The sequence below is a fragment of the Aeromonas sp. CD genome (assembly GCF_033349375.1).
Taxonomy (GTDB): Bacteria; Pseudomonadota; Gammaproteobacteria; order Enterobacterales; family Aeromonadaceae; genus Aeromonas; species Aeromonas hydrophila.
This window is the reverse complement of the sequence record NZ_CP137631.1, coordinates 1,132,256-1,147,902: the sequence shown is the minus strand read 5'-3', so window position 1 is coordinate 1,147,902 and position 15,647 is coordinate 1,132,256. Positions and strand designations below refer to the sequence as shown.

The 15,647-nt window shown below is 64.6% G+C and carries 15 protein-coding genes; 13 read left to right on the top strand and 2 right to left on the bottom strand.

Annotated features, from left to right (window positions below; translation table 11 throughout):
* Positions 1-16 precede the first annotated feature (16 nt).
* Positions 17-808: a DeoR/GlpR family DNA-binding transcription regulator gene (locus R2E40_RS05330; RefSeq protein WP_139388509.1), complete on the bottom strand. Its 792-nt coding sequence runs from the start codon at positions 806-808 to the stop codon at positions 17-19.
* Positions 809-1,063: 255 nt separating this feature from the next.
* On the opposite strand from R2E40_RS05330, the gene ltnD reads away from it, so the two are divergent.
* The 10 genes from ltnD to R2E40_RS05280 all read left to right on the top strand — a co-directional run bounded on the left by ltnD (position 1,064) and on the right by R2E40_RS05280 (position 13,039).
* A complete protein-coding gene (ltnD, locus tag R2E40_RS05325; RefSeq protein WP_318164940.1) occupies positions 1,064-1,972 on the top strand; it encodes an L-threonate dehydrogenase in 909 nt (302 codons plus the stop codon).
* The gene (gene otnK, locus R2E40_RS05320; protein ID WP_318164939.1) at positions 1,969-3,219 is read left to right on the top strand and encodes a 3-oxo-tetronate kinase; all 1,251 of its coding nucleotides are present in this window, start codon (positions 1,969-1,971) and stop codon (positions 3,217-3,219) included. Before ltnD ends, otnK begins: the two co-directional genes overlap by 4 nt.
* The gene (locus R2E40_RS05315; protein ID WP_139392425.1) at positions 3,212-3,844 is read left to right on the top strand and encodes an aldolase; all 633 of its coding nucleotides are present in this window, start codon (positions 3,212-3,214) and stop codon (positions 3,842-3,844) included. Before otnK ends, R2E40_RS05315 begins: the two co-directional genes overlap by 8 nt.
* On the top strand, positions 3,841-4,614 hold the full coding sequence (gene otnI / locus R2E40_RS05310) for a 2-oxo-tetronate isomerase (protein ID WP_318164938.1): 774 nt from the start codon (positions 3,841-3,843) through the stop codon (positions 4,612-4,614). The genes R2E40_RS05315 and otnI overlap by 4 nt, the downstream gene beginning before the upstream one ends.
* Before the next feature lie 35 nt (positions 4,615-4,649).
* Entirely contained in the window at positions 4,650-5,594 is a 945-nt protein-coding gene (gene denD, locus R2E40_RS05305; protein WP_318164937.1) for a D-erythronate dehydrogenase, read from the top strand.
* Entirely contained in the window at positions 5,591-7,093 is a 1,503-nt protein-coding gene (locus tag R2E40_RS05300) for a gluconate:H+ symporter (RefSeq protein ID WP_318164936.1), read from the top strand. The genes denD and R2E40_RS05300 overlap by 4 nt, the downstream gene beginning before the upstream one ends.
* Positions 7,094-7,187: 94 nt before the next feature.
* Positions 7,188-8,084, top strand: coding sequence for a DMT family transporter (locus R2E40_RS05295; RefSeq protein ID WP_318164935.1), 897 nt, complete (start codon positions 7,188-7,190; stop codon positions 8,082-8,084).
* A gap of 119 nt (positions 8,085-8,203) precedes the next feature.
* The gene (locus R2E40_RS05290; RefSeq protein WP_318164934.1) at positions 8,204-10,141 is read left to right on the top strand and encodes a methyl-accepting chemotaxis protein; all 1,938 of its coding nucleotides are present in this window, start codon (positions 8,204-8,206) and stop codon (positions 10,139-10,141) included.
* 506 nt (positions 10,142-10,647) lie between these two features.
* The gene (locus R2E40_RS05285; RefSeq protein ID WP_257684727.1) at positions 10,648-12,093 is read left to right on the top strand and encodes an OprD family porin; all 1,446 of its coding nucleotides are present in this window, start codon (positions 10,648-10,650) and stop codon (positions 12,091-12,093) included.
* Positions 12,094-12,211: 118 nt separating this feature from the next.
* Entirely contained in the window at positions 12,212-13,039 is an 828-nt protein-coding gene (locus R2E40_RS05280) for an SDR family oxidoreductase (protein ID WP_318164933.1), read from the top strand.
* Positions 13,040-13,196: 157 nt separating this feature from the next.
* On the opposite strand, the gene R2E40_RS05275 is transcribed toward R2E40_RS05280, so the two are convergent.
* On the bottom strand, positions 13,197-13,529 hold the full coding sequence (locus tag R2E40_RS05275; protein WP_039215483.1) for a DUF1904 family protein: 333 nt from the start codon (positions 13,527-13,529) through the stop codon (positions 13,197-13,199).
* Positions 13,530-13,616: 87 nt separating this feature from the next.
* Between R2E40_RS05275 and R2E40_RS05270 the strand changes: the two genes are divergently transcribed.
* The 3 genes from R2E40_RS05270 (at position 13,617) to smrA (ending at position 15,563) form a co-directional block, all read left to right on the top strand.
* Entirely contained in the window at positions 13,617-14,510 is an 894-nt protein-coding gene (locus R2E40_RS05270; protein ID WP_318164932.1) for a TraB/GumN family protein, read from the top strand.
* A 132-nt stretch (positions 14,511-14,642) separates the two neighbouring features.
* Positions 14,643-14,828 carry a DUF3149 domain-containing protein gene (locus R2E40_RS05265; RefSeq protein WP_011704978.1) on the top strand — a complete coding sequence of 62 codons (186 nt, stop codon included), beginning with the start codon at positions 14,643-14,645 and terminating at the stop codon, positions 14,826-14,828.
* Between the two features lie 153 nt (positions 14,829-14,981).
* Complete coding sequence (smrA, locus tag R2E40_RS05260) at positions 14,982-15,563, top strand: DNA endonuclease SmrA (protein WP_029301641.1); 582 nt, start codon at positions 14,982-14,984, stop codon at positions 15,561-15,563.
* Positions 15,564-15,647 lie beyond the last annotated feature (84 nt).

Genomic DNA, 15,647 nt, shown 5'->3' with positions numbered 1-15,647 from the left:
AGCGTACCTGCCCGAACTAACCTGCCAGCCCCGTGGGGCCATCTCCCACTGCGACCAGAGTGAGCCTGACACCGTGCTGGGCCAGCACCTCGCGGGCACTTTCGGGCAGTTGCCCATCGCTGATGACCTGATCGATCGCTTCCCAGCCAACCACGTTGAAGGTACCCACCTTGCCGTATTTGGAGGAGTCGCAGATAAGTATTCGGGTCGCGGCGGCCTCCACCACGGCACGCTTGACCGGCACCTTCTGCTCGCTGGGGGTGGAGATCCCCAGGGCATCCCAGGAGGAGGCCGACAAGAAGGCCACATCAAGGTGCAGATTGCGCAGGAAGTGGGCGGTGGCCTCGCCGGCGCAGGACTGGTTCTCCCGAATGACCTGCCCGCCGGTGTGATAGAGGCGGCAGCGGCCGTGCTCGATCAGATAGGCACAGACCATGAAGTCGTTGGTCACTATCATCAGATCTTCCCGCTGCGCCAGCTCCCGGGCCAGCTCGAGGGAAGTGGTCCCCGCATCCAGATAGACGGAACTGCCAGGCGCCACCTGGGCTGCAGCACTGTGCGCAATGGCGAGCTTGGCCTCCTGCATCAGGCTGCGCTTGGTGGCGTGGGAAGGTTCGCTCTTGATCCGTTCTGAAAGGCTCACACCCCCCGACACGGAGAGGACTCGCCCCTGCTCTTCGAGCTTCTGGATATCGCGCCTGATGGTCATGTGGGAGACCTGCAGGCGCTCGGTCAATTCGGTGATGCTGACGGCACCGCGCTCGGCCAGCAGGTGCAGGATCTGTTGCTGTCTCTCTACGGGGATCATGGGCAATCCGTAACACTAAAACGAGCGTCCATGTTACCCCAGCAGGATGGGAAGTTTTGATAAAAAAGCAAACCAAGGCTCACAATTAACAACAAATCACACATCACCCTCCATTAAAGCCACTCAATCGGCTCCAGCCCTCCTTAAATAACAAAAATTAACACAAGTGTGGTTAACTTTTGTGACACCTGCCTGATATTTCATCACCACAAGCCCCTACTATCGGTTCATTCGTTGTAATCGAGGAACTGAGAGATGAGCAGACCCTATCACGTTGCCGTCATCGGCCTGGGCGCCATGGGCATGGGCGCCGCCCAATCCTGCCTACGGGCCGGACTCGTCACCTATGGCATCGACCTCTGTGCGACCGCCCGGGAACAGCTGCAGGCCGCCGGAGCAGCCGCCGTCATGGCCGATGCCCGCCCGCTTGCCGATACCCTGGACGCAGTCCTGCTGCTGGTGGTCAACGCCGCCCAGGTGCGCAAGATCCTGTTTGGCGAGCACGGCCTCGCCGCGCACCTCAAACCGGGCACCGGCATCATGATCTCCTCCACCATCCCCGCAGAAGAAGCTGCCGCTCTCGCCCGCGAGCTGGCCACGCTAGACCTGCCGATGCTGGACGCCCCCGTCTCCGGCGGCGCCATCAAGGCCGAGGCCGGCGAGATGACGGTGATGGCTGCCGGCGCCGATGCCGCCTTCGACAAGCTGGCCCCTGTGCTCGATGCGGTGGCCAGCAAGGTTTACCGGGTCGGCAGCGAACCGGGCCAGGGCAGCACGGTCAAGATCGTTCACCAGTTGCTGGCCGGCGTGCACATCGCGGTGGCCGCCGAGGCCATGGCGTTGGCCAGCCGGGCAGGCGTGTCCCTGGATCTCATGTATGACGTGGTGACCCATGCCGCCGGCAACTCCTGGATGTTCGAAAACCGCATGGCCCGGGTGCTGACCGGTGACTACCAGGCCCGCTCGGCGGTGGACATCTTCGTCAAGGATCTCACCCTGGTGGCCGACACGGCGCGAGAGCTGCACTTCCCGCTGCCACTGGCGAGCACCGCCCTCAACATGTTCCTCGCAGCCAGCAACGCAGGGCACGGCCAGGAAGATGACAGCGCCGTCATCAAGATCTTCGACGGCATCACCCTGCCAGGCATGGAGGAGGCACAATGAAACTGGGCGTGATTGCAGACGACTTTACCGGGGCCACCGACATCGCCGGATTTCTGGTGGAAAACGGCCTCGCCACCCTCCAGCTTGCCGGCATCCCGCCGGCGGTGGATCTCAGCAGGATCGATGCCGTGGTGATCAGCCTCAAGAGCCGATCCTGCACCGCGGGCGAAGCAGTACGCGACTCGCTGGCCGCCCTCGACTGGCTCAAGGCGCGCGGCTGCCCGCGTATCTACCAGAAGTACTGCTCCACCTTCGACAGCACGGCGGCCGGCAATATCGGCCCGGTCACCGATGCCCTGCTGGCGGCGCTGGAGAGCCGGTTCACTCTGATCTGCCCGGCCCTGCCCGTGAACGGTCGCACCGTCTATCAGGGCAACCTCTTCGTCGGCGCCCAGCCGCTGGCCGAGTCCGGCATGCGCCACCATCCCATCACTCCCATGACCGACAGCAACCTGCTGCGCCTGATGGAGTGGCAGGGCTCGGGGCGCGCCGGATTGGTGCCCTTCACCACCATAGCGCAGGGCCCCGCAGCCATTGCCGACGCCTTCGAGCAACTGGCGCGTGATGACGTGCGCTACGCCGTGGTCGACACCCTCACCGAGCAGCACCTGCTGGATATCGCTGAGGCCGCCATAGAAATGCCGCTGGTGACCGGCGGCTCCGGCCTCGCCATCGGCCTGGCCCGGTTGCTCGGCAACGGCAATCCGGCCGCCGCCCGCGCAGCGGGAAGACCGCTGGGCACTCGCACCGTGGTGCTGTCGGGCTCCTGCTCCGAGATGACCAATCGCCAGGTGGCCCACTATCGGGAGGTGGCGCCAGCACTAGCCCTCGACGTGGCAGCTTGCCTGACGCAAGCCGACTACCCGGCCGAACTGGCCCGCTGGGTTCTGGATCAGCCGGCAACCCCCGCCCCCATGATCCACGCCACCACCAGCCCGGACCGGCTGGCCGAGATCCAGGCCCGCTACGGCCGCGACCTTGCAAGTGAGGCGGTGGAGCAGTGCTTTGCTCGCCTCGCCGTGCTGCTGCGCGCCGCCGGCATAGACAGTTTCATCATCGCCGGCGGCGAGACCTCGAGCCGCATCACCCAGGCGCTGGGTATTGCCGCCTTCCACATTGGCCCGCAGATCGCCCCCGGCGTGCCCTGGGTTCGGGCTACCGATGCCCCACTCTCGCTGGCCCTCAAATCCGGCAACTTTGGTGACGAGACCTTCTTCAGCCGGGCACAGGAGTTTTTCCATGACTGAACAGGCACTGCGCGACACCATGGTGATGCTGGGCGCATCCCTTTTCCAGCGAGGCTATGCCACCGGCGGCGCCGGCAATCTCTCCGCCAAACTGCCGGACGGCACCCTACTCGCGACCCCGACCGGCTCCTGCCTCGGCCGGCTCGATCCGATGCGTCTCGCCCGAGTGAGCATGAGTGGCGAGCATCTGGGGGGGGATCGCCCCTCCAAAGAGGTGGCCTTCCACCTCGCCATCTACCACAACAAGCCGGACTGCCAGGCCGTGGTGCACCTGCACTGCACCCACCTGACCGCCCTCTCCTGCCTGGAGGGACTGGATCCGGCCAACGTCATCCGTCCCTTCACCCCCTACTACGTGATGCGGGTCGGCCAGTTGCCGCTCATCCCCTACTACAAGCCCGGGGATGCCCGCATCGCCGAGGAGCTGGGGCGCCGCGCTCCCGAAGGCAACGCCTTCCTGCTGGCCAACCACGGCCCCGTGGTGACCGGCAAGGATCTAGTGGACGCGGTCAACAACATGGAAGAGCTGGAGGAGACGGCGCGCCTGGCACTGCTGCTGCACGGCCAGCGGATCCGCTACCTGAGCGAACCCGAAGTTGATGAATTGAGGAGGATAAAACCATGAGCAAGTTTGCCGCCAACCTCACCATGCTGTTTACCGAGCTGCCGTTCCTGGAGCGCTTCGCCGCCGCCCGCGAGGCAGGCTTCAGCGCGGTGGAGTTCCTCTTCCCTTACGAGTGGCCGGCCGCCGAGCTGGGTCGCCAACTGCAGCAGCACGGTCTCTCCCAGGCGCTGTTCAACATGCCGCCGGGCAACTGGGCGGCGGGGGAGCGAGGCATGGCCGCCATCCCGGGGCGGGAGGCCGAGTTTCGTGCCCACCTGCCAAGCGTGCGCGACTACGCTCTGGCGCTCGGTTGCACCAAGGTGCACGCCATGAGCGGCATAGTCGACCCCGCTCATAGCCTCCCGGCCCACCGCCAGACCCTGATCGACAACATCCGCTTCGCCGCCGACTTTCTGGCCGAAGACGGCATCAAGGTGCTGCTGGAGCCCCTCAACGATCGGGATGTGCCCGGCTACTTCCTGGCCCACCAACTCGACGCCCTGGCGCTGGTGCAGGAGATAGACAGACCCAACGTGGGGGTGCAGCTCGATCTCTATCACGCCCAGATCATGGACGGGGATCTCACCCGTCTCATCGGCAAGCTGGGCAAGGCCATCGGCCACGTCCAGATCGCCTCGGTACCGGATCGCCACGAGCCGGACGAGGGGGAGATCGCCTATCCGCACCTGTTCAAGGTGCTGGAGCAGACGGGCTACCACGACTGGATCGGCTGTGAATACAACCCCAGAGGCAACACCCGGCAAGGCCTGACCTGGCTGGCACAACAATAACGACCCTACACACGAACGAGTCTGAGGATAGCAAGATGCAGATCATCATCACCGGCGGAGGCGGCTTTCTGGGACAGAAGCTGGCCCGTGCCCTGTTGCACAGTTCCTTACCTTTCAGCGAGCTGCTGCTGGTGGACATTCAGGAGCCACCAGCCCTGGCCGACCCACGGGTGCGCTGCCTGCAGGCGGATCTGACCGCCCCCGGGGTAGCCGAGTCTCTCATCAGCGAACGCACCACCGTCGTCTATCACCTTGCCGCCATCGTCAGCAGCCACGCGGAGCAAGATTTCGATCTGGGCTGGCAGGTCAACCTGGACACCACCCGCAGCCTGCTGGAGGCGTGCCGGCACGCCCGCCCGGGCATCCGCTTCGTGTTCACCAGTTCGCTGGCGGTCTATGGCGGCCCGCTGCCGGAACTGGTGGACGACGGCACCGCCCTCACTCCGACCTCCTCCTACGGCGCCCAGAAGGCGATGGGGGAGCTATTGGTCAACGACTACAGCCGCAAGGGCTACGTCGACGGCCTGGCGCTGCGTCTGCCCACCATCTGCGTGCGGCCGGGCAAGCCGAACCGCGCCGCCTCGTCGTTTGTCAGCAGCATCATCCGCGAGCCGCTACAGGGAGAAGTGGCCCTCTGCCCGGTGAGCCCGGAGCTGCGCCTGTGGCTGTCGAGCCCCGCCACCGTGGTTGCCAACTTCCTGCTGGCCGCCACCCTGCCAAGGGGGGATGGCCGCAGTATCAACCTGCCCGGCATCAGCGTCACCGTCGGCGAGATGCTGACGGCACTGACTCAGGCAGGCGGCCAAGCGGCGCGGGAGCGGGTGCAGTTTGCCGCCGATCCGGCCATCGAACGCATCGTGGCCAGCTGGCCGGGCCGCATCGACAACCAGCGCGCCACCGCCCTCGGTTTCATAGCAGACAGGACGTTTGCCGACATCATCGACAGCTTTATCACCCATGACATGCAGGAGGCATCATGAGCGACATCCCAACCCCCATCATCGGCCTTATCATCGCCGTCTTCGTGCTGGTGTTTCTGGTTATCCGCACCCGGGTGCACGCGCTGATCGCCATGCTGGCGGCGGCCTGTATCGCCGGGATCACCGGCGGCATGAGCATCGACAAGACCCTCACCGTCATCACCCAGGGCTTTGGTTCCACCCTCGGCAGCATCGGCATCGTCATCGGCCTCGGGGTCATGATGGGTCGCCTGCTGGAGGTGTCTGGTGCCGCCGAGCAGATCGCCTACAGCTTCATCAAGTGGCTCGGCAAGCGCCGCGAGGAGTGGGCGCTGGCCATCACGGGCTACATCGTCAGCATCCCCATCTTCGTGGATTCTGCCTTCGTCATCCTCTACCCGGTGGCCAAGGCGTTGGCGAAAAGCGGCAAGCGCTCCCTGCTAACCCTGGGGGTGGCGCTGGCGGGCGGCCTAGTGGTGACCCACCATACCGTGCCGCCGACCCCGGGCCCGCTCGGCGTGGCCGGTCTGTTTGGGGTGGACATCGGCGCCATGTTGCTGACCGGCATGGCTCTGGCCATCCCCTGCGTGCTCGGCATCGTCTTCTATGCCCAGTGGCTCGACAAGAAGTACCCCGAGTTCGGCGCCCAGGCTGCCCAAACCCCGGATGAGCTGCAGGTCACCTATGAGCAGTACCTCAAGGAGAAGGAGGGCAAGACTCTACCAAGCCTGACCCTGTCGCTGCTGCCGATCCTGGTACCCATCGTGCTCATCTTCCTCAAGGCCATTTTCACCACCCTCGCCACCCTGGAGGGGATGGACGGCCTGATGGAAAACCCGCTGGTGCAGGGTATCAACTTCATCGGCGCTCCCATCATCGCACTCGCCATCAGCGTGCTGCTGGCGGTTTACACCCTGGTGCCGCACATGGACAGGCACGCCACCGCCGCTCGCCTGGAAGAGGGGCTGCAGTCGGCCGGCATCATATTGCTGGTGACCGGTGCCGGCGGCGCACTGGGGGCCGTGCTGCGCGACAGTGGCGCAGGCCAGCAGCTGGCCGAGCAGATCGCCCTGCTGCCCATCTCCCCCATTCTGATCCCTTTCATCGTGGCGACCCTGGTACGCCTCATCCAGGGATCAGGCACCGTGGCCATGGTGACGGCGGCCTCCATCTCGGCCCCCATCCTGGCGCAGATCCCCGGGGTCAACATGCTGCTGGCCGCCCAGGCCGCCACCATGGGGTCGCTCTTCTTCGGCTACTTCAACGACAGCCTGTTCTGGGTGGTCAACCGGATGATGGGGATCTCAGACGTGAAGCAGCAGATGATCGTCTGGTCCATTCCGACCACTATCGCCTGGGCCATCGGCGGTACAGGGGTGGCGCTGCTGAACCTGCTGTTCGGCTCCGGCGGCACCTGGTTCGACCCCGTGCTGCCGCTGCTGGTGCTGGCGCTCATCATCTGGGGCGTGCGTCGCCAGCAGTTGCCTGCCATCAGCAGCGCGGTGGCTGACAGCAAATAATCCCGTCGCCACACCACCGAGGTATGGCCACCGGGGAGGGCCGGTCTGCTAGACTGGCCCTCCTTTTGTTCATTCATCTGCAAAGGAGTGTTGGATGTCTGCTGCTTCGTGGTGGGACAAGTCCACCGGGCTGGCGCTGCTCACCATAGTGCTGTGGGCCTCGCTGGCGGCGCTCACCTCCCGTGTTACCAGCGTGTCACCGCTGGTGCTGGTGGGGCTGGTGCTGTTTTTCTGCGGGATGGGAGCCCTGCCGTTCTGGCGTCAGTGGCGGGCTCGTCCGGTCAACTGGCTGGTGACCATCAGCGCCCTGCTGCTCTATCACCTGCTGCTGTTCATGAGCTTTCGCCACGCCCCCGTGCTAGAGGCGAACCTCATCAACTACCTGTGGCCACTGTGCATCATCTTGTTCACCCCATTGCTGCTGCCCGGTCACCCGCTGCACGGCCGTCACCTGCTGGCCGGCGCCCTGGGTCTGGCCGGCTCGGTACTGGTGATGGTGAACGGCGAGCTGCAGCTGCAACAGGCCTATCTGCCGGGCTATCTGCTGGCGTTGGGGGCCGCCATCGTCTGGGGCGCCTACTCGGTGCTCTCGCGCCGACTGCCGCCGGCCCCGGCGGTGATGACGGCGGCGGCCTGCCTGCCCGCCGGGCTGCTGGCGCTGCTGCTGGCCTGGCTGCTGGAGGGACCGCTGCCGGTGGCCCGCATCCCGGCCGGTGACTGGGGCCTCATCATCGGGCTGGCGCTCGGCCCCATGGGGGCGGCTTTCGTCACCTGGTATCTGGCGCTGCGAGACGGAGATCCGCGCCGGATCGGCGCGCTGGCCTATCTGACGCCGCTGCTAAGCACGCTGCTGCTGGTGCTGCTCAATGGCGAGCAGCTGACCCCCCGTCACCTGCTGGCTGGTGCTCTCATCATGGGTGGCGCCCTGCTCGGCATGCAGGGCAAGCCCCCTGCCCGCCAGCAGCAGGAAGCCCCCGCACCGCAGCCGTAAGCCAGTCCCCCTCGACAGTCAGTCCGGGCCGCCGGGCTGACTGTCATAAAAGCGCCATCTCTGCTGCTTAAGCTCACGCCGACGCCCATCGCCGTGGTTCAACAAGCAGGAATGCTGCCGTGAAAATTGCCCATTATGCCTCCCTCTCTTCCCTCGCTCTGCTGCTGGTCGCCGCCGTGCAGGTCGGTGCCCTCTGGCACGGCTGGCAACAGCTCAACCAGGCCGAGCAGGCCCAGTACCAGCACGAACGGCTGCAGCAGCGGCTCACCGGTACCCTGCAGGGCACTCTGCGCGACTACCTCGCCAGCGGCGATCCGCTACGGCTGACCGAGGCCGAAGGGGTGCGCAAGCAGGCACTTGCCCAGCTCGCCCAGCAGGATGTGGCGCTCACGGCCCAGTTGCGCACCCTGCTCGAACAGATGGGGGCGCGCATCGACAGCGACTATCTGGCGGCCGGCAAGCTCTCCGGCAACAGCCAGTGGCTGCTGCAAAATGCCGAGAACGAGCTGACCGATCAGGCCAGAGCGCTGCTGCGTTATGGCCAGCAAGGAGCAACGGGGAGCGACCCGGCCAGCGCCGAGCGCTATCGCCAGCTGGCCGGCGACCTGCTGGCAGCCCTGCCGGGGCTAGCTCACCTGCGCCAGAACTACATGGAGCAGGCCAGCCCCAAGCTGCTGGAAGGGTTGCAGTTCGAGCTGACGGCCCTACAAAAACAGGCCGAGCAGCTGGCGGCCCTGCCGCCGCTCGGCCTGTTCGAGGCGCCCCCCGCCGACGAATTCACTCTGGGGGAACCGGAGCGCAAGGAGCTCGGGGATCTGCCCAAAGCCGAACTGCTCTCGCTGCTCAAGCGCTACCCGCAGGAGCTGGAGAACAGCCGCAAGGCGCTGCAACAGCAGCAGGCGGGCCGTCTCGCAGTGCAACAAGACATAGGCCAGATGCTGCAGGCCACCGGCCAGATGGGCAGCGAACTGGCCGCTGCCCGCCAAGCGGTCAACCAGCGGCTGGCCGCCATCCTCGGCAGCCTGGCGCTCTGTCTGGTGCTGGTCGCCCTGCTGTTTGCGCTGGTACAGCGCCGCTGGCTGGTCAGGCCGCTGCTGCGCCTGCGTGCGGCCTTCCTGCAGCTCGACGAGACCGGGCAGGCCGAAACCCTGCCAGAGGGGCGCGAGCGCAACGAGCTGGCCGACATCGTCGCCAGCTACAACCGCCTCATCCTGCGGCTGCAGCAGGATCAGCAGCAGAAAGAGGGCCAGCTCTCGGCGGTGTCGCAAAGCCTGCAGGGGATGGTCAACCAGGTGCAGGAGATCCATCACAGCACCCGCACCACGGAGCAGGCGGTGGACGAGAGCGATCTGATGATGAACGAGCTGAACCAGCTGGCTGGCGAGGTACATCAGGTGGCCGCCGAGATAGCGCAGCACGCCCAGCACAATGAGCACTCCATGAGCCAGAGCGAACAGCTGGTGGGCGGCATGTTGCAGGCCACCTCCCAGACCGGGCTCGCCATCGACGAGAGTGGCGGCGCCCTGGCCCAGCTCAAACGCTCGGTGGAAGATGTAACCGCCATCGTCGACGTGATCGGTCACATCTCCCAGCAGACCAACCTGCTGGCGCTCAACGCGGCCATCGAGGCGGCCCGGGCCGGCGAGCAGGGACGCGGCTTTGCGGTGGTGGCCGACGAGGTGCGCCACCTCTCTGCCGATACCCAGCGCTCCCTTGGCCAGATCACCGAGATCCTGACCAGGCTCACCCAGGCGGGGGAGCAGCTCGGCACCGTGCTGGCGCGGATCACCGCAGAAGCCGCCGCCCAGCGCCAGCAGGCGGAGCAACTGCGCCAGACCACCCAGGCGGTGCGGGAGATGGCGCGCAGCACGGCGGTCATCGCCCTGCAGGGGGCCGACAACGCCAAGAGCCAGGAGCACAAGCTGGCCAGTTTTGCCGATCTCATCGGCCGCATCAGCCAGCACGCCCGCCAGGGCAGCCGCCTCTCGGTGCAGGTGTCGGAGCACATCCACCACCAGGCCAGCCAGATCCCGCGCATCCTCGGTCACCAGGCCTGAGCCGTACCGGCTCCGCCGGCACCCCCTACCCGGCCCCTGCCATCGCGCAGGGGTTTATCTTTTTTTGTGGCACAAAATTATCTGTTATCCGCTGGTTAACGAAGAAAGATCCCTCTGCAGCGTGCGATCCGTCCGGATCGGCCGGCAATTTCATCTGAAAACGTTGTCATCACCGATATCAGCGGGCTGGGAGTGTCCACAGCAAGCGTCATGATTATTTGCACTCGGTCATATTTTTGAAACTTGGTGGGAACTTTCCATTGATATTTCGCACCGCGAACGTACTCTTGGATTGTCCGATAGCCAAGGATCGGAACACAAAAAAACAAACTATGTGATGAACAGAACTGCACCACCGCAGATGTGCCAAGACGTCGCGGCCGCAGCCGACATACTCGAACTTTTGCCCTTCGGGGTCTTGATTGCAATGCCAATACCGAGCGGCGGGCGCTTGCCTGACTGCCGGACAAAAAAAGCTAAGTCCATAAAATCAGGAGCAATACAAAATGGAAAAAGTGATCTTCAAACGTGCCGCATTGAGCGCAGCCATCGTTGCTGCCATGCTCGCCCCCGGTATGGTGTTGGCTGCCGACGAAGCCGGCCCCGCCTATGCAGCCGCCGCCAGCAAATTCTACGAAGAAGGCAAACTCAACGGTGGCCTCTTCTACTTCCAGCGTGACCGTCAGCGTATCGATGGCGACCCCACTGCCAAGAACAAAGAAGGCAAGTACCAGTCCAACCTGAGCCACGCCACCACCCAGGCCTCCCTGAACTTCAACTCCGGCTACGCCTGGGACGTGGTGGGTATCGATGTGGGCGGTTTCGGTGCCTATGACCTGGCCGTGACCGAGAACCATGCGGTCAACCAGGAGAACGAATTCTCCTTCGCCGGCAACAAATGGGGCGAAAACTACAAGGACGGCTCCCCGGAAGGCGGCTTCAGCCTGGCCAACGCCTCGCTGAAATTCAAGGCGCTGGACGGTGCCCTCACCGCCAAGGGCGGTCTGACCCAGCTCTACGTACCGGGCGTGATCGGTGTGAACTGGTCCTATCAGCCGGGTACCTACCGTGGTGGCCAGATCGAGGGTAACTTCGGTGGCCTCTACCTGACCTACGCCATCGCCGACGAGTACAAATCTCCCTGGTACAAAGAGACCCAGAAGTTCTCCCGCGCCAAGGCATGGATGGATCCGTTCGCCGATGAAAACGTCATCGACTACATCCAGGGTGTCGCCGCCCGTTACACCTTCGAGAACGGCACCGCCATCACAGGTTCCTACGGTAACTCCGAAAACTACATGGACAGCTACCACTTCAAGCTGGCCCATAAATTCGACGTGCTGAACGGCCTCTCCACCAGCTACCAGTTCTACGGTTCCGACACCAAGACCTATCAGAAGGGTGGTGCCGACATCGAGACTTACGATGGCCTGGCATGGCAGCAAGCGCTGACCGCCGCCTGGGGCATGGGCCCGTACGGTTTCCGTCTGGAAGGTCTGTGGACCAAGGCCGAGGGTAACGAAGGCAACTACCTGCCCCGTCTGACCCGTGGCTACGGCAACTCCCAGGGCGCGAACGAAATCTGGTGGGACTCCCGCTCCGACTGGAACGCCAACAACGAAAAAGCGCTGTTCTTCGGCGTGACCCGTTCCCTGGATGACCTGGTGGGTGCACCTGGCTGGTCCGTCGGTGTCTCCGGTGCCTACGGCTGGGATATCCAGAAAGGCGACGGCACCAAGGCCACCAACGGTGAAGATACCGAATGGGCAGCCAACTTCGACGTCATGTACACAGTGCAGGATGGCAAGCTGAAGGGCACCCTGTTCAAGCTGCACTACACCGATTACAACAACGACATCAGCCAGGGCGGCGGTTGGACCGAATACCCCAACATCTTCGCCTCCGAGCATGACGTCAAGTTCCACATCATCATGCCGTTCACCATCCTGTAAGCAGGTGGTTGAAGTTAGCAAACCGGGCCGATTGGCCCGGTTTTCTTTTTTCTGATCAGCGGGTTAACATGCAAAACCGCAGGCGCTGCTGCCTGCCTCGTCACACAAGGATGCCCCCATGTCCCGCTTCGTTCTGATCACCGGCTGCTCCAGCGGCATCGGCCTGGCCGCCGCCAAGGCGCTCGGCCAGCACGGCTACACCGTCATCGCCTCCGCCCGCAAGGCCGAGGACGTGGCGCAGCTGCGCCAGCTGGGTTTGCTGGCGATCGAGCTGGATCTGGCCAACGAGGCCAGCATAGCGCGGGGCGCGGCCGAGGCGCAGACACTGGCCGGCGGCCGCCTCTATGGCCTGTTCAACAACGGCGCCTACGGCCAGCCCGGCGCGCTGGAGGATTTGCCCACCCAGGCGCTGCGCGAGCAGTTCGACACCAACCTGTTCGGCTGGCACCACCTCATTCGCCAGCTGCTGCCGGCCATGCTGGCGGCCGGCGAGGGGCGCATCGTGCAGAACAGCTCGGTGCTGGGGCTGGTAGCCATGAAGTATCGCGGCGCCTACAACGCCAGCAAGTTCGCACTGGAAGGGTATACCGATACCCTGCGCCTGGAGCTGGCCGGCAGCGGCGTGCAGATCAGCCTGATCGAGCCGGGTCCCATCGACACCCGCTTTCGGGCCAATGCGCGCGCCGCCTTCCTGCGCCACATAGAGCCCGCCGCCAGCCGCCATCAGGCCGCCTACCAGCAGACCCTGAGCCGGCTGGAGCGTGAAGGGGGTGCCCGCGGTTTTACCCTGCCAAGCGAGGCCTGCATCGCGCCGCTGCTGCACGCACTCGGCAGCCCGCGCCCCAAACACCGCTACCCGGTCACCTTCCCGACCCGGCTGTTCGGGGTGCTGCGCCGCCTGTTGCCCAGTCGCCTGCTCGACCGGATCCTCGCCAAGTCGGCCTGACGGCGACCGCTTCGCCACCCGGCACACCTGCAAGCAGCCTGCAACCAGAGGCGACGACGAGCGTCGTCGCCTCTCGTCTCATCCCCACCAACCGGCACCAGAGTGCGGCACCAGAGTGGCTTGAATCAGCCAAGCCGCCATCCCTGGCAGTACCCGCTCAGTAGTGCTGGCCGTTGCTGTAATAGCAGCTCTTGACGATGGGCAGCACCTGCACCACCACATAGGTCTGCTCCCCCAGCACCGCTTTCAGGTGGCGGGTGATCAGCGCCGCCGCTGCGTCCTGCAGCTCCTGCGGGCGTTCGAACCAGACCAGCTCGACGAACGGAAAGCCGGCCTCGACCTCCCCCTCGCGCACCCAGTGGCTGTCGATGCTCTCCAGGGTGACGAACTCCGGTTTGCCCCCGGTAAGGGCACAGAGATCCGCCAGCAGGGGGGCGCTTATCTGCTTGAGGGTGTCGACGGAGACGGCCCGAAAACGAAGGTGGGGCATGGGAAAACCTCTTGGCTGTGACAAATGAGGACTTATCATAGGGGTTATTGTGACGAAGAGAAGCCATCCGCTGACATAAGGTGCCCCATGAGACTCCATCGCCTGCTGCTCCCCTTCCTGCTCTGCCTGCTGCTGCCGCTGAGCGCCTTTGCCGACCCAGCCTTCTATAAGGTCAGCAAGGGCGATCAGCAGCACTGGCTGCTGGGCTCCATCCACGCGGGCAAACCCTCGCTCTATCCGCTGCCCGACCCCATCGAGCGGGCCTGGCTGCAGAGCCGCGCCCTGGTACTGGAGGTCGACCTGACCCACATCAGCCAGCAGCAGTGGCAAGAGATGGGGGCCATCACCCGGCTGGTGGACGGCAAGACCCTCAAGGAGCACGTGCCGCTCGATCTCTACCGGCGCACCATCATCGCCGCCGGCCAGAACGGCCTGACCGAGAACATGCTGGCCCCGCTGCGCCCCTGGTTCGCCGCCATCACCCTCACCCAGGCGGCACTGGAGCGCACCGACTTCAGTAGCGCGCTCGGGGTGGATCAGCATTTCGCCAGGCAGGCCGGCGACAGCGGCAAGCCCATCATCGGCTTCGAGACCCTGCTCGAGCAGCTCGGCTACCTCGCCAGCGTCGGTGACAACCAGACCCTGATGCTGGAGAGCACCCTGGACGAGCTGCCCGAACTCGAGCGCGGCTTTCGCGAGGTGATGAAGGCGTGGGAAGAGGGGGACGAGGCGACCCTCATCAACCTGCTCAAATCGGAGATGGCGCCACCCAAGCTGCAGGCCTGGCTGGAGCAGACCCTGCTGGCGGAGCGCAACCACAACTGGCTGAAGAAATGGTCCACCCTGCCAAACGAGAGCTTCATCGTGGTAGGGGCGCTGCATCTTTACGGCGACCAGGGCTTGCTCGCGTTGCTGGAACAACAGGGCTGGCGCATCACCCCGCTCACCGAGCCGGGTCCGCGCAAGCAGGCCCGCCAATAAGGCGCAGGCGGGGCCACATCGGCCCCGTCAGGGTCTTGATATGGGAGGGCGCTCACAGATCCGGCTGCCGATTTAATAACCACGGAAGGACTTGATCGAGATCATCTCTTTGCTCCCAAAGAGGTATCTATCATGCCTGTCATCAATGGGATGACTGGAGTGCATGAGATGGAATTTTGGATGAACCTGATGTTCGGCAACAGCGTGGGACTGATGTCCATGTTGGTGATTATCGGTACCTTCCTGCTGATCAGTTCCTACGCGGCCTATTTCATCTACAAGGTGATGAACGCCAAGCCGCCGAAAGAGGGCCAATAAGCCTGCGTCAGGCGATCCCCGATCGCCTGATCCCGCTCTCGCCTCCCCTTTGCTCACGGGCTGAGCAACCCCGCGCCACCAGCGCGCCCGCCACTTTCAGATCCGCCCCCGCCCGCTATAATGGCCGCTCATTCCACCTGCGGGGAGCCTGCCGTGTCTCATAACGACGAACTCTCACTGTTTCGCAATGAAGTGGCCGATGTGCGCCCCATTCGCAACGACCATATCCGCCTCCAGACGGCGGGCAGCAGCCCGACTGACGCCCAGCTGGCGCGGCGCCAGGCCGCCACCGCCGAGCAGCTCGCCCTGGATCACCTCAGCATGGAGGCGGTCGAGATGCTCGACCCCCACGCCATCGTCGGCTTCAAGCGCGACGGGGTGCAGGAGGGGGTCTACAAGAAGCTGCGACTCGGCAAATACGAGCTGCAGGCGAGCCTGGACCTGCACCAGAAGACCCTGAACGAAGCGCGCCAGAGCCTGGTGCAGTTCATTGCGGATTGCGAGCTGCGCGACATCCGCTGCCTGCTGATCCTGCACGGGAAGGGAGAGCGCAGCACGCCGCGCGCCCTGCTCAAAAGCTATGTCAGCGCCTGGCTGCCGCAACTGCCGGCGGTGATGGCCATGCACAGCGCCGAGCGTCGCCACGGTGGCGGCGGGGCTCTCTACGTGCTGCTGCGCAAGAGCGAGCGCAAGAAGGCAGAGAACCGCGAACGCCATCAGAAACGGCTCGGCTAGCCAGCGCCCGTCATCTGGTCAGTCATCCTAGGCCAGGGTGGTAAAACGCATGAGGGCAGTGTTAGCATCGATCGGCCCCGAGCA